At 65.2% G+C, this 18,852-nt stretch carries 14 protein-coding genes; 5 read left to right on the plus strand and 9 right to left on the minus strand.

The annotated features are described in order from the left end of the window. Nucleotides 1-59: 59 nt before the first annotated feature. The gene (locus ACOYYX_RS34815; protein ID WP_422927257.1) at nucleotides 60-1,319 is read right to left on the minus strand and encodes a WD40 repeat domain-containing protein; all 1,260 of its coding nucleotides are present in this window, start codon (nucleotides 1,317-1,319) and stop codon (nucleotides 60-62) included. A 161-nt stretch (nucleotides 1,320-1,480) separates the two neighbouring features. Between ACOYYX_RS34815 and ACOYYX_RS34820 the strand changes: the two genes are divergently transcribed. Beyond that, a complete protein-coding gene (locus tag ACOYYX_RS34820) occupies nucleotides 1,481-2,170 on the plus strand; it encodes a hypothetical protein (RefSeq protein ID WP_422927258.1) in 690 nt (229 codons plus the stop codon). Nucleotides 2,171-2,206: 36 nt separating this feature from the next. On the opposite strand, the gene ACOYYX_RS34825 is transcribed toward ACOYYX_RS34820, so the two are convergent. Next, nucleotides 2,207-2,599 (minus strand): DUF6404 family protein, encoded by a 393-nt coding sequence (locus tag ACOYYX_RS34825; protein WP_422927259.1) that lies wholly within the window; start codon nucleotides 2,597-2,599, stop codon nucleotides 2,207-2,209. Between the two features lie 198 nt (nucleotides 2,600-2,797). Between ACOYYX_RS34825 and ACOYYX_RS34830 the strand changes: the two genes are divergently transcribed. The 3 genes from ACOYYX_RS34830 (at nucleotide 2,798) to ACOYYX_RS34840 (ending at nucleotide 10,654) form a co-directional block, all read left to right on the plus strand. Then, a complete protein-coding gene (locus ACOYYX_RS34830; RefSeq protein ID WP_422927260.1) occupies nucleotides 2,798-5,701 on the plus strand; it encodes a sigma-70 family RNA polymerase sigma factor in 2,904 nt (967 codons plus the stop codon). Nucleotides 5,702-5,854: 153 nt separating this feature from the next. Next, nucleotides 5,855-6,856: a DUF1559 domain-containing protein gene (locus ACOYYX_RS34835; RefSeq protein WP_422927261.1), complete on the plus strand. Its 1,002-nt coding sequence runs from the start codon at nucleotides 5,855-5,857 to the stop codon at nucleotides 6,854-6,856. A 1,095-nt stretch (nucleotides 6,857-7,951) separates the two neighbouring features. After that, the gene (locus ACOYYX_RS34840; protein ID WP_422927262.1) at nucleotides 7,952-10,654 is read left to right on the plus strand and encodes a serine hydrolase; all 2,703 of its coding nucleotides are present in this window, start codon (nucleotides 7,952-7,954) and stop codon (nucleotides 10,652-10,654) included. A 62-nt stretch (nucleotides 10,655-10,716) separates the two neighbouring features. On the opposite strand, the gene ACOYYX_RS34845 is transcribed toward ACOYYX_RS34840, so the two are convergent. The 7 genes from ACOYYX_RS34845 to ACOYYX_RS34875 form a co-directional block, all read right to left on the minus strand. Beyond that, complete coding sequence (locus ACOYYX_RS34845) at nucleotides 10,717-11,391, minus strand: hypothetical protein (protein ID WP_422927263.1); 675 nt, start codon at nucleotides 11,389-11,391, stop codon at nucleotides 10,717-10,719. 4 nt (nucleotides 11,392-11,395) lie between these two features. Continuing rightward, a complete protein-coding gene (locus ACOYYX_RS34850; protein WP_422927264.1) occupies nucleotides 11,396-11,797 on the minus strand; it encodes a RusA family crossover junction endodeoxyribonuclease in 402 nt (133 codons plus the stop codon). 199 nt (nucleotides 11,798-11,996) lie between these two features. Next, complete coding sequence (locus ACOYYX_RS34855; RefSeq protein ID WP_422927265.1) at nucleotides 11,997-12,521, minus strand: hypothetical protein; 525 nt, start codon at nucleotides 12,519-12,521, stop codon at nucleotides 11,997-11,999. 770 nt (nucleotides 12,522-13,291) lie between these two features. Further along, complete coding sequence (locus ACOYYX_RS34860; protein WP_422927266.1) at nucleotides 13,292-13,816, minus strand: hypothetical protein; 525 nt, start codon at nucleotides 13,814-13,816, stop codon at nucleotides 13,292-13,294. Between the two features lie 109 nt (nucleotides 13,817-13,925). After that, nucleotides 13,926-15,242, minus strand: a complete 1,317-nt coding sequence (locus ACOYYX_RS34865; protein ID WP_422931704.1) for an FMN-binding glutamate synthase family protein — start codon at nucleotides 15,240-15,242, stop codon at nucleotides 13,926-13,928. Nucleotides 15,243-15,414: 172 nt separating this feature from the next. Then, nucleotides 15,415-16,131: a glutamate synthase gene (locus tag ACOYYX_RS34870; RefSeq protein ID WP_422927267.1), complete on the minus strand. Its 717-nt coding sequence runs from the start codon at nucleotides 16,129-16,131 to the stop codon at nucleotides 15,415-15,417. Between the two features lie 48 nt (nucleotides 16,132-16,179). Continuing rightward, nucleotides 16,180-17,091, minus strand: coding sequence for a glutamine phosphoribosylpyrophosphate amidotransferase (locus ACOYYX_RS34875; protein ID WP_422927268.1), 912 nt, complete (start codon nucleotides 17,089-17,091; stop codon nucleotides 16,180-16,182). Nucleotides 17,092-17,433: 342 nt separating this feature from the next. Here ACOYYX_RS34875 and glnT point away from each other — a divergent pair, with 342 nt between their 5' ends. After that, on the plus strand, nucleotides 17,434-18,804 hold the full coding sequence (gene glnT, locus ACOYYX_RS34880) for a type III glutamate--ammonia ligase (RefSeq protein WP_422927269.1): 1,371 nt from the start codon (nucleotides 17,434-17,436) through the stop codon (nucleotides 18,802-18,804). Nucleotides 18,805-18,852: the final 48 nt, after the last annotated feature.

An 18,852-nucleotide genomic window follows, 5' to 3' on the forward strand; every position in this document is an offset into this window, starting at 1 on the left:
AACAAGAAAACTCCACCTGCCTTTCGAGGGCCAATCTGGCGACCTTGCCACCACTCCCCTCAATCCTCCACGAGTCGGCTCAGGCGGAGGCGGTTGTCGGGGAGGAGCGTGATGAACTGCTTCGAGCCGGGATGGTAGGCGGTTGGGATGAATTCCGCGTCGTGGAGGAGGCACTCGCCGGTGGCGACGTCCCAGACGCTGGTGCCGGCATCAAGAGAGGTTGAGAAGAGGTAGCGGTCGAAGACGAAGGTGCCGTCGGGGCCGGGGAACCAGCGGAGGAGGTGGCCGGTTTCGACGTCGTAGAGGAGGGCGGCGGGGATCAGGTTCTCGTCGTCGTTGCCATAGCCCCAGACGGCCACGGTGCGGGCATCGACCCAGCAAATCGAGCCGCCCCAGAAGTAGTTGCGATCGCAAAGGTCTCGCCGAGATGGGCCGTCCTCCGATTCCCAGGGGTTCGCCTCAAGCCAGCGCCGAAGGCTCCAACTCGAGACGACGCCCACCGGATGCCAGACCCAGCCGTTGTCCACGACCCATTCACCGTCGGGCGAAACGGCCAGGGCGCCGTGGAAGAAATCGAGGTAGTGCTCGGGCCGGGAGTCAAGACTGGTATAAGGCTCGATGGTTCGCTCGGTCAGCAACCGTCCGGTCCTCGGGTCGGAGATCTCAAGGCGGTTCCAGTCGGTCGCGTGGACGAGCCGCAGTTGGCCGTCGAGTTCGAAGAAGGCGAACGAGAAGTTCGTATGCTCGACTTGGTAGTTGCTCCGGTCGAGCCGCATCGTGGCTTTTCCCGTCGCGAGGTCGAGGACGATCCCGTGACGCCCCTTCGCCTCGACGATCGCGGCCATCTCGCCGCGGGGCGACGCCACGAGCGTCCATTCCGGCTCCCGAAGGGTCGCCGCGCGGAGCACCTGCGTGAGCCGGAGGACCGAGCCTCGGACCGGGTCGACCCGATACAACTCGCCGCCACGAGCCAGGACGAGGCACTCGCCCTGCTCGGAGGCCGCGATCGGGCTGAGGCTCACGACCTCGCCGGGGATCGACTCCGCGAAGGCTCTTTCTTCGTGTTGGAACCTCAACCGACTCGGCCGCGTGAGGATCGGGGGACGACCGATGATGCCGTCCTTTATGAAGTCCCAGCAGCCCTCATCCTCGACCTCGGCGAATTGCTCCGGAGTGACTTCCAACAGATTCGCCTCGATGGCGCCGGGATCGTTGCAGCAGGGCTTGCAAATCAGGGCGTAGTCGAGGCCCGTCCCGTCGAAATAGTGGGCGTAATCCTGGCTGTGAATCGTTTGCAGATGAACGCAGATGCGGGGCATGGTGTCACCTTCATGACAGGCTTTACGTCGACCCGATGCGATTGAATGCTCAATGATCCTCGCAAGCCATGAGATTCGCGGGCGTTTTCATCGTATAGTGAGCCTTGCCGCGATCCAACTGGCGGCGGCGCAGGGCGACGAAGGCCTCGGAGGGAACGACCATGTTCGCATCACTGGATCGCGTCGATATCGTGCTGAAAGAGGACTCGGACGGGCGGAAGAGGTTCGTGCAGACGGACCACCGCACGACGGCGGAACTCGAGCGGGAGCCGGAGCTTTCGTCGCTCATGGCCCTCGTCCGCATCCTCAACCCGAAGCGGATGGCCGAGCCGGGATCGCCCGAGCCGCTGGTCGTCTACTCGGCCCGCGAACGGCCCCCCGAGGCCCTCCGGCGGGTCATCCTCGCGGCGGGGGCCCAGATCGTCCTGGGCGACGACTTCAAGCCCGACGCCGCCGAGAAGGAGTCCCCCGCGCTCGACGCGGTGATCCAATCCACCTTCACCGGCCTCGCCCGCGCGGTCGCTGCCGAATTCCAGGCCCCCCTCACCGCCGAAGGCCTCAGGAAAGTCGAGGACGCCCTGGCCGGCCTCGCGGGGAGCCCCGAAACGGACGAGGCCGCCTACTGGATCTCGGTCCTGAAGCTCGGGAGCTTCGGCGGCGAGGTCATCCGCTCGACGAACGGCGGCCAGTGGCTCGTCTCCGACTCCGGCACCTTGCCCTTCACCCTCTCCACGAGTTTCCGCGGCGAGGAGGCCCGGGTCAACCCGCTCGGCAAGGCCATCAAGCGGTTCGCCAACGGGGAAGAGGATTCCCTCGTGAGCCTCGTGGAGCTGCTCCAGAGCGAGCCCTGAGAACGAGGAATCTCGAGATGCCTCGACCCCCTCGGCTCAGGCTGAGGGGGGCGGGGCCTCGGCGTCCTTGATGGCCGGCTCGGGGTAATCCTCCCACCTCGGGAAGGTCATGCCTTTCGCGAGGTCGGTGTACTGCTGCGCAACCTGTGTCCCGACCGCGGCGGCTACGCCGATGGCTCCCAGCACATACATCGCGATCTCACCGGGATCGTGGGGACGTTTCCAGAGCGAGATCGCCACGAAGGCGACAACCGCCATTCCGCAACCCAGCGTCCGCTTGAGCGCGGTCGGCGTCTGGAAGAAGGGGGGACGAACTTTGATCCCGAGCAACCAGAGGATCCGGTAAATCGGAGGGGCGGTGGTGAAGCGGTTGATCCCTCGTGCGCTCATCTCTCGGATGTGTTGAGCGACCTTCTGGCGATGATTCATCCTGACTCGACTCGCGGGGGGGTTCGGTCTGGTCTTTCGGCGGATGCCCCGCATGTTAGGCGTCGAGGGCTTGCCTGTCACGACCAAGATTCGCAGCGGCTTCCGTCCTCGACCAAAAAAATTGGGACTGATCCCCGACCGGCCAAGCACTCTACACTGAGACGTAGAGGATGAAGGCGGGGCAGGGGAGTCGTCCTTATGCTGAGCGAGCGGGCTGCGGTCGTGTTGAAGCCTGTCGAGGTCCTGTTCAGGGACGGGGCGGCGGGGGAACTCGACGACCACCAACTGCTGGAGCGTTTCGAGACTCGGAGCGGCGAGGCTGCGCAGGCGGCCTTCGCGCTGCTGATGGACCGGCACGCGGCGATGGTGCTGAACACCTGCCGGAACCTGCTCGGGAACGAGCACGACGCCCAGGACGCCTCGCAGGCCACCTTCCTCGTCCTCGCCAGGAAGGCCGGGGCGATCCGGAATCGCGAGGCCATCGGGGCCTGGCTCCATCGGGTGGCCGTCCGCATGGCGACGCGACTGAAGGTCGCCGCGGGACGCCGCAAGGTCCACGAGACGCGAGGCAGCGAGATGTCGGCCCGACGACTGGGAGAGCCCATCTCGGACGCGGAGGGATGGCCCGAGCTCCACGAGGAGATCGAGCGACTCCCCGAGAAATTCCGGATCCCGCTGGTCCTCTGCTACCTCGAAGGGCTCACGCATCAGCAGGCCGCGGGGCGGCTCGACTGGCCGGTCGGCACGGTCGAGAGCCGGCTGACCCGGGGACGGCAGAAGCTCCGCGAGCGGCTCCTGCGGAGGGGGTTTGCAGCGTCGGCGGGGCTCGTCGCTTCCACGGATGCGGCGGGTGTCGCCGGGACTTCGATCCCCGCCGGTTGGGTCGAGACGACCTCGCTCATCGCGACGCGATTCGCCGCGGGCGAGGCTGTCGCCGTCGTCGCTTCGGGCCAGGTCGCCTCGCTCACCCAGGGGATGCTCAGGACCATGCTGATATCGACATTCAAGCTCGGCGCCGGGGCCTGCGCGGCCCTCGGCCTCTTCGCCAGCGGGATGCTCGCCGTGATGGAGCCGGGGGCGGGATCGAAGCCCGAACCGGTCGTGGCGAAGGATATGCCGGCGAAGGATGCCGCTCCCAAGATCGCGGACGCCGACGAGATGCCGCGGGCTATGATCGAGGTCGAGGGCCGGGTCGTCGCGCCCGATGGAACTCCCGTCGCCGGGGCGAAACTCTGGCTCGGGTTCCAGACCCTCGACTGGACCTGGCCGAGCCGGATGCCCGAGGTCCGGGCAGTCTCGAAGGCCGATGGCCGCTTCGACTTCACGCTGAAAGACAATGACCCGGAGATCAGCCTGGCGCTCCGGATCACTTCGGGTTGGCCGGGAGGATTCGGCGGGGCGCAGGTGGTGGCCTCAGCCGAAGGATATGCACCGGCCTGGGCGCCCGCCGGACAGCTCGGCGACCTGAGCTTGAAGCCCGCGGATGCGCCGATCGAGGGCCGGCTCATCACCCTCGAAGGCAAGCCGATCCAGGGGGCCGAGGTCCGCCTCACGAGGCTGGAAGACCCGGCGAACTCGAACCCGCTCTTCTGCCCATTAACCGGCACCGCTCCCGCGAAGCGTGCTCAGAACAGGGACGCGACGGCGTTGAACCCATCCACCAGGCTCGAGTACAACCGCCCGACGAAGACCGACAACGACGGGAAATTCCAACTCCCGCCCATCGGCCCCGACAGGCAGGCGACGCTGGCCATCTCCGGGCCGGGGATCATGCGGCAGCACGTTCTCGTCGCATCAAAGTCCTTCCCGACGCCCCCGAAGGAGCAGCAGGCTCGCGAAGGGGTCTCCCGCTACGGGCTCAAGTTTGAACATCCGTGCAATCCCGGCAAGTCGATCTCCGGTGTCGTCCGCGACAAGGCGACGAAGGCGCCGATCGCCGGGATCAGCGTCCGCTCAGCATTCGGCTCGTCGGTCCTGGCCATGGCCGATCAGGAGGGTCGATATCGGCTCGACGGGCTAGGCAAATTAGCCTCATATACTCTGATTGCCTCGGCCAGGGGGACGGACGAGCCTTATGTCGACTCGCGGCAGGCCTTCGGCGACATCGCCGGGTATGAACCCCTCGTCGCCGACATCGAGATGGTTCGCGGGGTCGCGGTCACGGGCCGCCTGATCGATCGAGCCACCAAGCAGCCGGTCCAGGGCTGGGTCGCCTACGCGGCGATGCGGAGCAACCCCCACTGGTCGCCGGTCCCCGGGTTCGACCGGGGGATGAATCGCTATCATCCCAGTACGCACGTCCCGGCGATGGCCGACGGCAGTTTCCGGCTCGTCGCATTGCCCGGCACGGGCTTCCTCGTGGCGCACATCCAGTATCAGGACGACCGCTTCATCCCCGCCGGGGTCCCGGCCAGGGAGCAAAAGGGGGCGCTCTCGATCCAGTACGACACCGTCCCCTTCGAGGTCTGGCCGCAGCACTTCCCCGCGGTGAGCCGGATCGAGATCCCCGAGGGGGCCAAGACCTTCCAGTGCGACCTGACCTTCGACTCGGGCATCACACGGGAATGCCGGGTATTCGACCTTGAGGGTAATGAGCTCAAAGGGGCGAGCCTGATCGGCGACACCTTCCGCAACACCCACAACTTCAAGACGCTGGCCGATTCTCAATTCACGATCTACGGATTGAGCACCGACCCGCTTCTCTTGAGGAGGATCACCCTGCGGCACGAGGCCCGGGGCCTGGGCCTCTCGAAGTGGGTCGGCGCGGGAGACGGCTCGATGCTCGACTTCCGGCTCGAGCCGCTGGCCACCCTCAAGGGCCGCCTCGTCGACGCCGATGGCAAGCCACGGAAGCCCGGGGCGGCCTCGGCCCCGCTCCAACTCCTCGCGATCGTCGACGACCCCATCCGTGGCGCCCACCTCGAATTCAACCCGCCGATCCCCTCGAACCTCGACGACGAGGGCCGCTTCCACTTCGACGGAGTGGTCCCCAACCGCCCCTACAACATCCAGTGCGGCGTATCCTTCCCCCTCCGCGACTGGACCCCCAAACCCGGCGAGGTCAAAGACCTGGGCGACATCCGGCCCGGCCCCGGCGAGTAAACGCCGGTTCGCCAGGCTCTTGAAATGAAAACGTGATTCGATTCAAGAGGATTATTCTGCAAAGGATTTCGGATTGACAGGCCCCTGGGAAAGCCTACCCTGCAATTGGATCGGGACACTCCGGGCCCTCGTCAACGAGAGAAGGATCTTGCCATGCGTCGACAACGCCCATCGAGCCGGGTGCGAGCCTTCACCCTGATCGAGCTTCTGGTCGTCATCGCGATCATCGCCATCCTCGTCGCGCTGCTGCTCCCCGCCGTCCAGGCCGCCCGCGAGGCCGCCCGACGGCTCCAATGCCAGAACAACCTGAAGCAGATCGGCCTGGCGATGCACGGCTACCACGACGCCTGGCAGTGCTTCCCACCGGCCTACCTCGCTTCGTACACGATGCCGGCCTCGGTGCCGGCCCCCGAGCTCGGCGGCGGGTGGGCCTGGGGCACGTTCATCCTGCCTTATCTCGAGCAACGGCCCATTTACGACGCAGCGAACTTCGCCCTGGGCTTCGGCGGAGTCAACGGCGACGAGCCGGGCTTTCCCGGCTTGTTTGCCAACAAGACGGTAAGGCGATCCACCATCTCGGTCTTCCTCTGCCCGAGCGACGGAGGCGGCGAAGGCCCGCTCCGCCTCGGCGTTGGTTCCGGATCGATCGATGGGCGTGCCTGCCAGTATGTGGCCTCGGTCGGCTGGATGGACACCTCGCGACTCCCCATCCGGGCGACCGGCCTGCTCTACCCGAATAGCCGAGTCGGCATAGGCGACGTCCTCGACGGCACGAGCACGACCCTGATGGTCGGAGAACGTTCGCGCGACCTTGCTGAGGCCACCTGGACGGGCATCTTCGGCACTCGCAACCTGCCGGTCCCCCTTTGCACCAAGGAAGGGTGGCCCTTCCAGTCATGCGTCAGCCTGCTGTTCCTGGTGATGGGCCGCACGGGGCCCTCGGCCGACGTCATCAGCGGCAGCATCCCCGGCGACGTGGCCCTGAGCCCCCGCCGCAGCGGCGCCGACGGCTTCGCCAGTCTGCATCCCGGCGGCTGCCAGTTCCTCCTCGGCGACGGCTCGGTCAGGTTCCTCAAGGGCACCCTCGCCCCCTCCGTCTTCCGCGCCCTCGGCTCCCGCGCCGATGGCGAAATCGTCGGCTCGGATCAGTACTGAGCATCGAGCCGCTTCCGCAACGCTACGTATCGATGGCAAAGTGGGCTTGACCCTACGGCGAACGACACGGCGTCGCACAGCTTGCCGCGATCGGGACGATCGGAGTCGCGCAGCGTCGAGAGGCTGTACGCGATTCTCCCCGGCCGTCACCCGATGCCCCGGGCTCAGTTCCGGACAGGGATTGGCCCGAGATCGAGGGGAAGGACCCGTCGGAAACCCGCAAAGGCCCTCCATGATCGGGTGGCCGCGGCTGGAACAACCGGGGTCGCGCAGCGACAAGAGGTTTTCCGCAATTTCCCGGGACAAGAACAGGGGCCGTCCGTGAACTTCCGCCGCGACGTCATCATATAAGCAACTTCAAATGCCATCGGTTTCCTATCCAGAGTCTCCGGCCGTGCCTATCGAATCGACCGGAGATGAAGCGTCGAGCTCAGGACTTCGGCCGACCACTCGTCATCCCCGGGATCGTGTGTCGGCCGGGGCAACCGCAAAGGAACTCCGGTGCCGACGGGCATCTTGCGAGGAACCTCTCGTCGCTGCGCGACCCTGATTGTTCCAATCAGGGCCACCCAGACACCGTGCAATGGGCGTAAGTATCGCAGAAGTAGGTGACATGTCACGCCGGGGACTTCGAATCGGCCGAAAGCACCGCGGACTGACTCCGGTCACGGCAAGGGTGGACGGCTATCGGCCTCTCATCGCTCCCCGGCACAGATCGGGACAATGATCCCATTCAAGGTGATCCGGCAACCTGATATCGAGCAGAATGGGTCGAATGGCGAAGATAGCCAAGTTAAGACTTGTCCAATCCTCACCGGTCATCTTGAATTGCATCAGTGGTGATCGTTTCTATTCGGAATCGGGACCGACGGACAATCGACCCAATCGAGCCGAAAATCGGAGCCACGATCGCTCTTTACGACAATCCGGCGATTTCTCCGTTCAAGTATGGGTGCGACGACTGTGTAGGAGGTGGACGACCATTCGAAGGCTGGATCAGGGCTCATCGCAGTGCCGTCGAGGCTCGAGGACGAGCCTGGCCCCCTCGACGGCCGCCGGTTCCGGTCATCGCCTCTTCAACGGGATTTTGCGCTCATGCATGCACATCCTCGCTCGATGTCGATCAATTGGCGCCTGCTCGGGCTCGTCGCCGGGGCGTTGTGGTTCGGGGCTGGTACGACGTATGGGCAGAATGGCTCGGTCGGGGTCGCCCATCCGGCGGCGGGTATCAAGATCGACGGCGACCTCGGCGACTGGCCGAAGGACGCCGCGACGTATCCCATCGCACGCGCCGAGTACGGCGACAAGCTCGCCGGCAAGGACGACCTGAAGGCCCGCTTTCGCGCGGCCTATAGCGTGGCCGAGCACGCACTTTTTGTCGGCGTCGAGGTGGACGACGACTCGATCGTGCTCGTCGGCCCGGAGGTCACCAACTGGGATGCTCAGGACGGCTGCGAGATCTACCTGAACGCCAGCCACCTGGGCGCGGGTTCGCCGGTGATCCAGTATTCCCGCTACGGCGACCAGGATCAGGTGGTCGGGATGGAGTCGACCGAGAACAACTCGAAGGTGGCGGTGAAGCGGGATGGGTCGAAGATCGTCTATGAGTGGCGGATCGACCTCGGCAACGAGGCCGTCGACGACCGCGTGATCGGGTTCGACATCTCCGTCGGCGACCGGGACAAGGACGGCTCGTTCTCGTGGCTCGCCTGGGGGCCGGGGACGCAGAAAGTCGACATGCCCGACCGATGCGGCGAGCTCCTACTCGTCCGCGAGGGCACCGAGCTGGGCGAGGTCTCGGGGACGATCGCGTGGAAGGACGGGTCGGACTCGGTATTGCCGCCCCGGGTCCGGATCCAGTCGACCCGCTCGGCGAAGCTCTGGCGCGAGGCCAACGTCGACCCGTCGGGCGCATACAGGGCGACGGATCTCCCGCTCGGCCCCTACTCGATCCACGCGGCCGACTCGACGGACATCCGCGTCGACGTGAAGCCGCACGTCGATGTCGTCATCGAGGCCGGGAAGCCGGCGCAGGCCGATACGCTCAAGGCCGAGCCGATCCCCTGGCCGGGCCTGATCGGCGACGAGGGGGTGCTCCGGAGCGCGGGGCCGCTCGACACCAAGGCCCTCGACCGCGTCCTCGAAACCTATCTCGACTATTACAAGATCCCCGGGATGTCGGTCGCGGTCATCAAGGATTTCAAGGTCGTCTATCATCGCGGGGTCGGCGTCAAGGACGCGAAGACACGGGTGCCGGTGGCCGGTGACACGGTCTTCGAGGCCGCCTCGATGACCAAACCCGTCTGCGCGTACCTCGTCTTGAGGCTCGTCGATCGGGGCGTCCTCGACCTGGACACGCCCTTATACAAATACTTGCCGTATGAAGACATCGCCTATGACGACCGCTACAAGCTCATCACCGCGAGGATGGTGCTGACCCACCGCACCGGGTTCCCGAACTGGCGCTCGGGCAAGCTCGACATCAAGTTCACCCCGGGCACTCAGTATATGTACTCGGGAGAGGGGTTCGTGTACCTCGGCAAGGTCGTCGAGAAGCTGACGGGCAAGACGCTGGTCGAGCTCTGCAAGGAGGAGGTCTTCGAGCCGCTGGGGATCGAGCACGCCTCGCTCGTCTGGACCGACGAGATCGCGAAGCTCACGGCCACCGGGCATGGCGGCACCTCGCCGATGCAGAAGGGCAAGCCGGATCAGCCCAACATGGCCGCCAGCCTCCACGTCGACGCCAACAATTATGCGAAATTCCTGATCGCTTACGTCCAGGGCCGGGGGCTCGCCGAGGCCACCGCCAGGGATATGCTCCGCTCGCAGGGGGATGTCAAGGACGAGCCGCAATCGTCGTTCGGCCTGGGGGTCCACATCGAGCAGACCTCGCAAGGGGCCCGATATGGCCACGGCGGCAGGAACACCGGGTTCACCAGCCTCTCGGTGCTGTATAAAGACCTGGGCCTCGGCTACGTCTTCCTCGTCAACAACGACGACGCGGGCAAGGTTGAGAATATCCTCAACGCTTATCTCGTCGCCGGCAAGTCGGGCCTCAAGAACTCGAGCCCCGTCGCCCACAAGCTCGCCAAGGTCGACCCGAAAGTCTACGACGCCTACGCCGGGCGCTACGAGCTCATGCCCGGCACGACCCTGACCGTGGCCCGCGAAGGGGACAAGCTGATGGCCCGGCCCTCGGGCGAGGCGAGCTTCGAGCTCTTCCCCGAGTCGGAGGCCGTCTTCTTCCTCAAGCCGACCACCGACGCCACCGCCGCGTTCGTGAAGGACGCGAGCGGCAAGGTGACCCACCTCGTGCTGACCCGCGAGGGCCACAAGACCGAGGCGAAGCGTCTCGAAGGGGCCTCGAAGCCGGCCTCGACCTCCGAAGGGACGGGCTCCCTCTTCGACACGATCCACGACCTCGACCAGCAACTCTTCGCCGCCTTCAACGACCTCGATGCCGACGCCATCGACGGCTTCTTCACCGACGACGTCGAGTTTTACCACGACCAGGGGGGCCTGACCCGGACCCGCGAGGCGTTGGTCAAAACCTTCCGCAAGAAGTTCGACGAGAAGGACAGCCGGCTCCGTCGCGAGCTCATCGAGGGCAGCCTGGAAGTCTACCCCCTCGCCGGCGACGGAGCTATCGAGATCGGCCGCCACCGCTTCTTCCAGACCGCCGGCAACCAGGGCGAGCGCGAGGTGACCGTCGCGAAGTTCGTCCACCTCTGGCAGAAGAAGGACGGCCGCTGGAAGGTCTCGCGCGCCCTGAGCTACGACCACAAAGGGGTGAACTGATCCCGCCGAAGACTGCGGCCCGATCCTCGTCGCGCCGCAGTCATTCCTGGTTTCGCGTCTGATTATGAGTTCGCGGGATTCACGTTTCGAGAGTCGTGGACCAATCGAAGCCCGATCTCGGCGAGGAATTCCACAGCCCCTCCCTCCGAGGCCAGCGGGGAGAGGAATCCATGAACGATCTGGTTTCGCACGCGTGAAAGATTCCGCAAGCGGTTGAAATCATCGCCGTCGAGGATGCCGTTCGAGAAGAGCTCATTCAGCATGCTGATGGGCGACGACCCCCAGCCGGCTCGCTCTCCCATCGCCCTGAGCCTGTGCCGCATCGACGCTTCAAATCCAGCCCAGGCCGTGATGACGGCCTGGCTCAAGAAGCCCTGATCGTGCAGGTTGCGAGCATCGGCAAAAGACTTCTCGATATCATCAATCGAGAAGTCTTCGGCCCCGTCATACTCGTTCGAACCTGGCTTTTCCGAATCCAAGGTGGCCAAGTCAAACCTCCATCCATCCTGCCCGCCGATGACTTCCGCATATCGGGTCAGGTTGAAATCTCCGGCCAACTGGTCGCGATCCTGCTTCACGGCGACGAGGACACTCTCGGCCCCTCGCTTGCCGAGGATCTCGACCTTGAAGTCCTTGGCGAAACTGGGAAGCGCCATGGCGTCGGGCCGGATCGTGACCCGATATCCCCGGCTCGCGTAGGAATCCGCGACTCTCTTGAGTTCTTGTTCGAAGTCCATGAGGTCATCTCGGCAAGGGAAATGGGACGACAGGATCTTCGAGCCGCACATACACGAACTGATTCCCGGCCTGGACCGCCCTCACAAGCAACGCCGATGCGCCGGCAACTACGAAAGGAGCATCAATGCGTACGTGACTGATTTCGATTTGGCGAATTTGGCGATCGTCGGCATAAATGATATCTTGCATCTCGTCCAAAATAGGTTTGGACATATTATCGAGATCAAGAGACGGCTTATCACCCTCGTGGAAGTTGATCACGATCGCCTTGAGATGGCCCATCAGTTTGGGAGTCAGCCATTTGAGCGTTGCCTCCGCTCGGATCCTCGCCTTCCAGTTCGTGAGGTTGGGACCCACGGATTGATTCGAGATGGGTGGCCCGAGAAGTATGAACTCCAGGTGCATGCCTACGGTCCTGAGCCACTCTTCGATCAGAAACCTGTCAAACCACCCTTCTACCAAGATACCTGAACAAGAGCTCCGCGCCAATTGATCGCTTGGCCATCAGCCGCCGCGAGAGGCCTTTGCAAAACCTCTTGGTGGTAACACGAACTCGGTCGATCACCAAGATTGCGATGGCATGGCGAAGGCCTTGATTGATCCTCTAATCGAGGTAGCTCCATTTCCGTGTCTCGAAGTTGTAGATTTTCCGGAGATGTAGCGGAACTACGTACCATAAGAGCATAGGCGCTCCGGAATTGACATAAATGAAGCGACCCAGCAGGCAATACTTCGCACTTGGGACAGAACTCAGATATCGCGGCACGAGTTCATCAAGCTTCTTGGGGAACTCGCCGTTGGCGGCGTGATAGGCCTCGCAGGCCGCTATGACTCTCCGGGCGTTGGCCTCGGCAATCTTGTTCTGGAGAATGCTGTTGCCCCAGAGGAGTCCGAACGTCATGACGGGTAGTCCAATCCACACCAACGCGACGCCCCATCTGGGGCGCTTGGCCGGGTAGTGCGCGAGGCGGAGGAGGAACCAGACAGGACAGTAGAGCCATGCGATGGCGCAAGTCCCGCCAAACACCCCGTCGTAGAACAGAATAAATGCGGCGGCGACGAGGCTCCCCCTGATGCTACGGACAACCCCCCTCGCGCCGGCCCCTCGTGCAGGCGTCTCCTTCTGCATCCGATCGGCACCTCGGTGTGAATCGACTTCCGACCCCCGCGATCCCCGTATTCTATCGGACAGGATTCCTCTCCGTCGACACAGGTGGCAACCTTCGACATGCACGATCTCGCTCGCCATCGAGATCGGCCGCCACCGCTTCTTCCAGACCGCCGGCAACCAGGGCGAGCGCGAGGTGACCGTCGCGAAGTTCGTCCACCTCTGGCAGAAGAAGGACGGCCGCTGGAAGGTCTCGCGCGCCCTGAGCTACGACCACAAAGGGGTGAACTGATCATCCTATCAGCGCGACGAGGCCGCCTGGATGGGCCGCCTCGTCGCACCTGAATTCCATCCCGAAATCTTCGATCCCCTCAATCGAGGAGTTTGCCAGATAACCCAGTCGATGGTGGCTTTTTCGGCCCACGGCCGATCCCAAGCAACTCAACTATACTCAGAACCGCTATAGCACCGAAAAAGGCACCCGTAGCAACGCGATCTGAGAGAGTAACACCAGAGCGGGCATGCACTCCGCTACGGCCTCCACCCTTGTCGACCACTTGGATTGCGACGCTGGTGAGCGAGATAACGGTCAAGAACCATATCCCCGCCCGCTTCAGCCATTTCATAACGACTAACATTTCTTAGGTCCTGCTGCTACCGAAGCCTGCACCGGCCAATGCCGATCTAAATGTCACCCTTGAGAAGCAGAGTGGTCCTTCAAAAACTTCATTGTTCGCAAACCTGGCGATCACCGGAAGTACAACGCGCTCGAGGACGACATGGATGGCCCTCTAATCGAGGTATCTCCAGTGCCGTGTCTCGAAGTCGTAGATTTTCCGGAGGAACGGCGGAACAACCTGCCAATAGAGCATGGGCGATTCGGGATTGTGATAAAAGAAGCGACCCGCCAGGCAATACTTCGCACGTGGGACAGAACTCAGATATCGCGGCACGAGTTCATCAAGCTCCTTGGGGAACTCGCCGTTGGCGGCGTGATAGGCCTCGCAGGCCGCTATGACTCTCCGGGCGTTGGCCTCGGCGATCTTGTTCTGGAGAATACTGTTGCCCCAGAGGAGTCCGAACGTCAGGAAGGGGAGTCCAACCCACACCAACGCGACGCCCCATCTGGGGCGCTTGGCCAGGTAGTGCGCGAGGCGGAGGAGGAACCAGACAGGACAGTAGAGCCATGCGATGAGGCAAGTCCCGCCCGTCGCCCCGTCCTGGAACAGAATAAATGCGGCGGCGACGAGACTCCCCCAGATGCTACGGACGAACCCCCTCGCGCCGGCCCCTCGTGCAGGCGTCTCCTTCTGCATCCCATCGGCCCCTCGGTGTGAATCGATTTTCAATCCTGCACGATCCGCTTTCTATCAAATCATACGCCAACACCGAGGGGTCCTGTCGGGGCTTCATTCCGGGAGACGCTCAACCTCTCCACCCAGGCCCGCCGCCGACGACGCGGTTGGTGCCGGCGAGGGGGAGGCCGGTGATGAAGGAGGCTTCCATCGTCAGGGCGCGGAGGTCCTCGGGCTCGAGGTGGTGGACGTCGCTCTTGCCGCAGGCGCGGGCGAGGATCTGGATTTCCGACGACAACGCGTGGAAGAAGTTGGCGACGCGCTCGGCGGCGGGGTCGATCTCGAGGCGAGAGGCCAGGGCAGGGTCCTGCGTGGTGATGCCCACGGGGCAGCGGCCGGTGTGGCAGTGGTGGCAGGCGTAGGGGGCGGCGCCGATCGCGTGGTAGTCTTCCTCATAAATGGGCTTGTTGCAATTGAGCGCGATCAAAAGAGAGGTGCCGAGGTAGCAGGCGTCGGCGCCGAGGGCGATGGCCTTGGCGCAGTCGGAGCCGTGGCGGAGGCCGCCGGCGATCACGAGCTGGACCTTGCCGTATAGGCCCACGTCTTCAAGTGCGGCGCGGGCCTCGCAGACGGCGGCGAGGGTGGGGATGCCGGTGTGCTCTTGCAATAGTTCCGGAGAAGCCCCGGTGCCCCCTTCCATGCCGTCGACGACCACGACGTCGGCGCCGGCCTTGGCGGCGAGGCGGACGTCGTCGAAGACGCGCGAGGCCCCCATCTTCACGAAGATCGGGATCTGCCAGTCGGTCGCCTCGCGGAGCTCCTCGATCTTGATGACCATGTCGTCGGGGCCGAGGAAGTCGGGGTGGCGACACGGGGAGCGCTGATCGACGCCCGGCGGGAGGTCGCGGAGCTTGGCGATCTCGTCGGAGACCTTCGAGCCGAGGAGCAGGCCGCCGGTGCCGGGCTTGGCCCCCTGGCCGATGGTCAGCTCGATTGCGTCGGCCTTGCGGAGGTGCTGGATGTTGATGCCGTAGCGGCTGGGAAGGACCTCGCAGACGAGGAGCTTGGACTCGGCCCGCTCGACGTCGAGCATGCCGCCGTCCCCCGTCGTGGTCGAGGTCCCGGCCATCCTCGCGCCACGCGAGAGCGCGGTCTTGGCGTTCTTGGAGAGGGCCCCGTAGCTCATGCCGGTGACCATCAGGGGGATGTCCAGCTCGAGCGGTTTCTTGGCGAACCGGGTGCCCAGCACCGTTTTCGTCGAGCACTTCTCGCGATAGCCTTCGAGCGGGATCCGCGTCAGAGTGCCGGGGACGAAGGTCAGGTCGTCGAAGGTGGACCAGGTCCTCGGGCGGAGGATGCCGAAGCCTCGGATCCGGTAGCGGGCCAGCTCGGCCTTGATCTGGATGTCCTCGATCACCCCCGGCGTGAACGTCCCCGAGCGCTCCATCGGCGATCGGTCGGCGGCTGACGTCTGCGGAGTCGTGGATGCGACCGGATCCGATGGGTTCAAAGGACTCGCTCCCTGGGAGATAGGCGAAGGTTCGGATGTTTCGTGCGTGGGGATGAATCAATCAAGCAGAGGGGAAGCGTATGGTCATGATCGCGCGAGGACATGATCCTCAGAGCGCGGCCTTCCAGAGGTGCAGGTCTTCCTGGCGGAAGTTCCAGAGCTTCTGGCCGGCGATGAGCTTGCGGAAGCGGGCGGGGGCGGGGACCTTGGACCGCTCGAGGTGGCCGTAGACGAGCTCGCGGTCCTGCTCGGTGAATTCGGCGTCGATGGCGTCGGCCCCGAGCTCGCCCGTCGAGCCGGCGACATACACGGTGCCGGCGTACATGCTGTCGGCCACGCCGTCGCCCGCATCGCCGCAGACGATCATGATCCCCTTCTGCATCATGAACGCGGCCATCGGCCCGACGCTGCCGCCGATGATGAGGGCTCCCCCTTTCATCGCGATCCCCGCGCGGGTCGAGGCATCCCCCCGCACGACGACGAGCCCGTCGCGGATCGAGGCGGCCACGGCGTTGCCGGCGTCGCCGTCGATGAGGACCGTGCCGACGCGCATGCTCTCAGCCGCGCCCCAGCCGGCCGAGCCGCGAATCTCGACCGTCGCGCCGTCGTTGAGCCCGGCCGCGTAATAGCCCGCGCTGCCGTCGATCGTGAGGTGAACGCCTTCCGGCAGGGCCACGCCGAGGTTGTGCTTCGCCCCCGGATTCGAGAGCGTGACCCGCCCGATCCCGGAGGCGAACGCCGCGCGGACCTCCTGGTTGATGAGGCGCACCGCGCGCTCGGAACAGTCGATCGTCGCGCTCTCCGGAGTCGTCGAGGTCGAGGACACGGGCAAACCCCCAGGGATCTCTGGTCGTTGATGAATCGTGCGGCGATGTCAGACGAGGGCGGGCGCCTCGAGCGGATAGAACGAGGCCCGGCCGATCGGCGGCTCGAAGACGCGGTAGTTGCCAGGCAGGGCGCGACGCAGGGCGATCTCCTCCGTCGCCACCGCGAGGAACTCGTCGGTCTCGGCCATGACCAGCGGCTTGAAGCCGAAGCGGTCGCGGACCACGCCGAGCCCCTCGGCCGACGCCACCAGGAAGTTGAACGCGCCGTCGAGGTCGCGGATCGAGTCGGCCAGGGCCTCGTCGAGGCTCCGGCCCCGATCGAGCCGATCGCGCAGATAGACGCCGATGACCTCGGAGTCATTATCCGTGTAGAAGGTCACGCCCGCCTGCTCGTACCAGCGCCGCAACTGGTGGTAATTCGTGACGTGGCCGTTATGGACGCTGGCGAGGTCGAGGACGCCGTGGGCCCAGAAGGGCTGCGAGTGGCTCAGGTCGATCCGGCTCTCGGTCGACATCCGCGTGTGGCCGATCGCCAGCGGGCCCCGCCACGAGGAGATGCCGTATGTCCCTTCGAGCCGCGAGGGGGTCCCCACCTGCTTGACGAGGTCGAGCCGCGTCCCCATGCCGAGGACCTCGAGCCCCCCTCGACAGGCGCCGAGGGCCTTCTCGACGGCCTCGGGGGTCACTCCCGCATGGGCTTCGAAGCGGAAGCTGAGCGAATCCCCCTGGATCAGGGCCCCCTCGACGTGCCCGAGCCCCTGGATCCGCGAGAGGACCTCGGCCTCGGGAGGGGCGATGCGGACCCTCCAGGCCTCCCCTTGCGGACGCTCGCGGAGCATGGCCACGCCCGCGCTGTCGGGGCCCCGGCAGCCGAGGGCCTCGAGCATCGCCAGGACGACCTGGCCGGTCGCGAAGTCGCGGCGGGCGAGCTTGTCGACGAATCCGATGATTCCGCACATATTGTTCAGGACCTATGGGTTCGGCGGGCTCGCGGCGGTCGCCGGGGTCGTGCGTCCACGCACAAGGTAGCCTGGGCGCGGGCGGCGGCCCCGTCAAGACGGGGCGAGCGGGCACCCGGACTTTTCTTGCATTTCGAAGGTAGGAACGTTGCGTCGAGGACTCGCGGGGAGGCGCGAGGTCCGGGCCGCGATCGGGTCCCCCGGTCGAGGACTCGCCCCGGGATCGAGATGATTTTAGTGGCTGGGCTCGCGTTTGTCGCCAAGATTTGTTTTACAATCGCAACCCGCGCCGTCGCGACCCGACAGCCAGGGGGTCCGGCGGGCGACCAGGAGCCCGAGTTGATGTCTCAGAATAGTGCCCGGATCACGGCTCTCCTCGGGCAATTCGAAGCCGACGGCATCTCGTATCTGCTGATCCAGTTCGTCGACATCCACGGCGCGGCGAAGGTCAAGCTCGTCCCCGCGAGGACCCTGCCGAGCATGGTCGAGTCGGGCGCCGGGTTCGCCGGGGCGGCCGTCTGGGGGGCCGGGCAGGGGCCCCACTCCCACGACCTCAACGCCCGCGTCGACCTCGACACGTACACGCCGCTCCCCTACGAGCCCGGCATCGCCAGGTTCGCCTCCGACCTCTACGTCGACGGCGAGCCCCACCCCTTCTGCCCCCGCGTGAACCTCCGCCGGATCCTCGAGCGGGCGAAGTCCCTCGGCTTCACCTTCAACGTCGGCATCGAGCCCGAATTCTTCCTCGTGACGAAGAACGCCGACGGCACCATCTCGGGCTGGGACCCCGCGAACGTCGACGACCTCGCCAAACCCTGCTACGACTTCAAGGGGATGTCCGCCGCGCTCGACTTCCTCCGCTCCCTCAACGACGGCCTCGACGCCCTCGGCTGGGACGTCTACCAGGTCGACCACGAGGACGCCAATTATCAATATGAGATCAACTTCAAATATGCCGAAGCCCTGACGACCGCCGACCGCCTGACCTTCTTCCGGATGATGGCCGGGCAGGTCGCCCAGCGCGTCGGCGCGGTGGCGACGTTCATGGCCAAGCCCTTCGCCAACCGCACGGGCTCGGGCGCCCACATGCACTACCACATCGCCGACGCCCGCACCGGCAAGAACCTCTTCCTGGACGAGTCCGACGAGCGCGGGCTCGGGCTCTCGAAGCTCGGCTACCAGTTCCTGGGCGGGGTCCTGAAGCATGCCCCGGCGTTGTGTGCCGTGACCTCGCCGACGGTCAATTGCTACAAGCGGCTCCAGCTCGGCGCGGCCCTGACGGGCTCCAGGTCGGGCTTCACCTGGGTCCCCGCCTTCATCACCTATGGCGACAACAACCGGACCCAGATGCTGCGAATCCCCGAGGGGGGGCACGTCGAGGACCGCACGGTCTCGAGCGCCTGCAACCCTTATCTGGCGATCGCGGCGTACCTCGCGGCCGGGCTCGACGGCATCGCCAACGACCTCGACCCGGGCGAGCCGAACCTCGGCAATCTCTACGAGGCGAGCCTCGCCAGCATGGCCGAGCGCGGGATCAAGACCTTGCCCCAGTCGTTGACCGAGGCCCTCGACCACCTCGAGGCCGACGCCGTCGTCCGCGAGGGTCTCGGCCCGATCGCCGGGGAGTTCCTCCGCCTCAAGCGCGACGAGTGGCGCGAGTATCATGCCCAGGTCGAGGCCTGGGAGCTGCGCCGCTACCTGACCGCCCTCTGATGACGATACAAGCCGAGACGAGCCGACCCCGCCTGGACCCAGCACGAC

The organism is Singulisphaera chitinilytica (genome assembly GCF_049331405.1).
In the GTDB taxonomy this organism is placed as follows: domain Bacteria; phylum Planctomycetota; class Planctomycetia; order Isosphaerales; family Isosphaeraceae; genus PoT.

What these genes read in the sequence shown, in the direction of transcription:
- ACOYYX_RS34860 (WP_422927266.1), bottom strand. Translation starts at nt 13,816, where the DNA reads ATGCAGAAGGAGACGCCTGCACGAGGGGCCGGCGCGAGGGGGTTCGTC.
- ACOYYX_RS34830 (WP_422927260.1), top strand. Translation starts at nt 2,798, where the DNA reads ATGCTGAGCGAGCGGGCTGCGGTCGTGTTGAAGCCTGTCGAGGTCCTG.
- ACOYYX_RS34835 (WP_422927261.1), top strand. Translation starts at nt 5,855, where the DNA reads ATGCGTCGACAACGCCCATCGAGCCGGGTGCGAGCCTTCACCCTGATC.
- ACOYYX_RS34840 (WP_422927262.1), top strand. Translation starts at nt 7,952, where the DNA reads ATGCATGCACATCCTCGCTCGATGTCGATCAATTGGCGCCTGCTCGGG.
- glnT (WP_422927269.1), top strand. Translation starts at nt 17,434, where the DNA reads ATGTCTCAGAATAGTGCCCGGATCACGGCTCTCCTCGGGCAATTCGAA.
- ACOYYX_RS34875 (WP_422927268.1), bottom strand. Translation starts at nt 17,091, where the DNA reads ATGTGCGGAATCATCGGATTCGTCGACAAGCTCGCCCGCCGCGACTTC.
- ACOYYX_RS34855 (WP_422927265.1), bottom strand. Translation starts at nt 12,521, where the DNA reads ATGCAGAAGGAGACGCCTGCACGAGGGGCCGGCGCGAGGGGGGTTGTC.
- ACOYYX_RS34850 (WP_422927264.1), bottom strand. Translation starts at nt 11,797, where the DNA reads ATGCACCTGGAGTTCATACTTCTCGGGCCACCCATCTCGAATCAATCC.
- ACOYYX_RS34815 (WP_422927257.1), bottom strand. Translation starts at nt 1,319, where the DNA reads ATGCCCCGCATCTGCGTTCATCTGCAAACGATTCACAGCCAGGATTAC.
- ACOYYX_RS34820 (WP_422927258.1), top strand. Translation starts at nt 1,481, where the DNA reads ATGTTCGCATCACTGGATCGCGTCGATATCGTGCTGAAAGAGGACTCG.
- ACOYYX_RS34865 (WP_422931704.1), bottom strand. Translation starts at nt 15,242, where the DNA reads ATGGAGCGCTCGGGGACGTTCACGCCGGGGGTGATCGAGGACATCCAG.
- ACOYYX_RS34845 (WP_422927263.1), bottom strand. Translation starts at nt 11,391, where the DNA reads ATGGACTTCGAACAAGAACTCAAGAGAGTCGCGGATTCCTACGCGAGC.
- ACOYYX_RS34825 (WP_422927259.1), bottom strand. Translation starts at nt 2,599, where the DNA reads ATGAATCATCGCCAGAAGGTCGCTCAACACATCCGAGAGATGAGCGCA.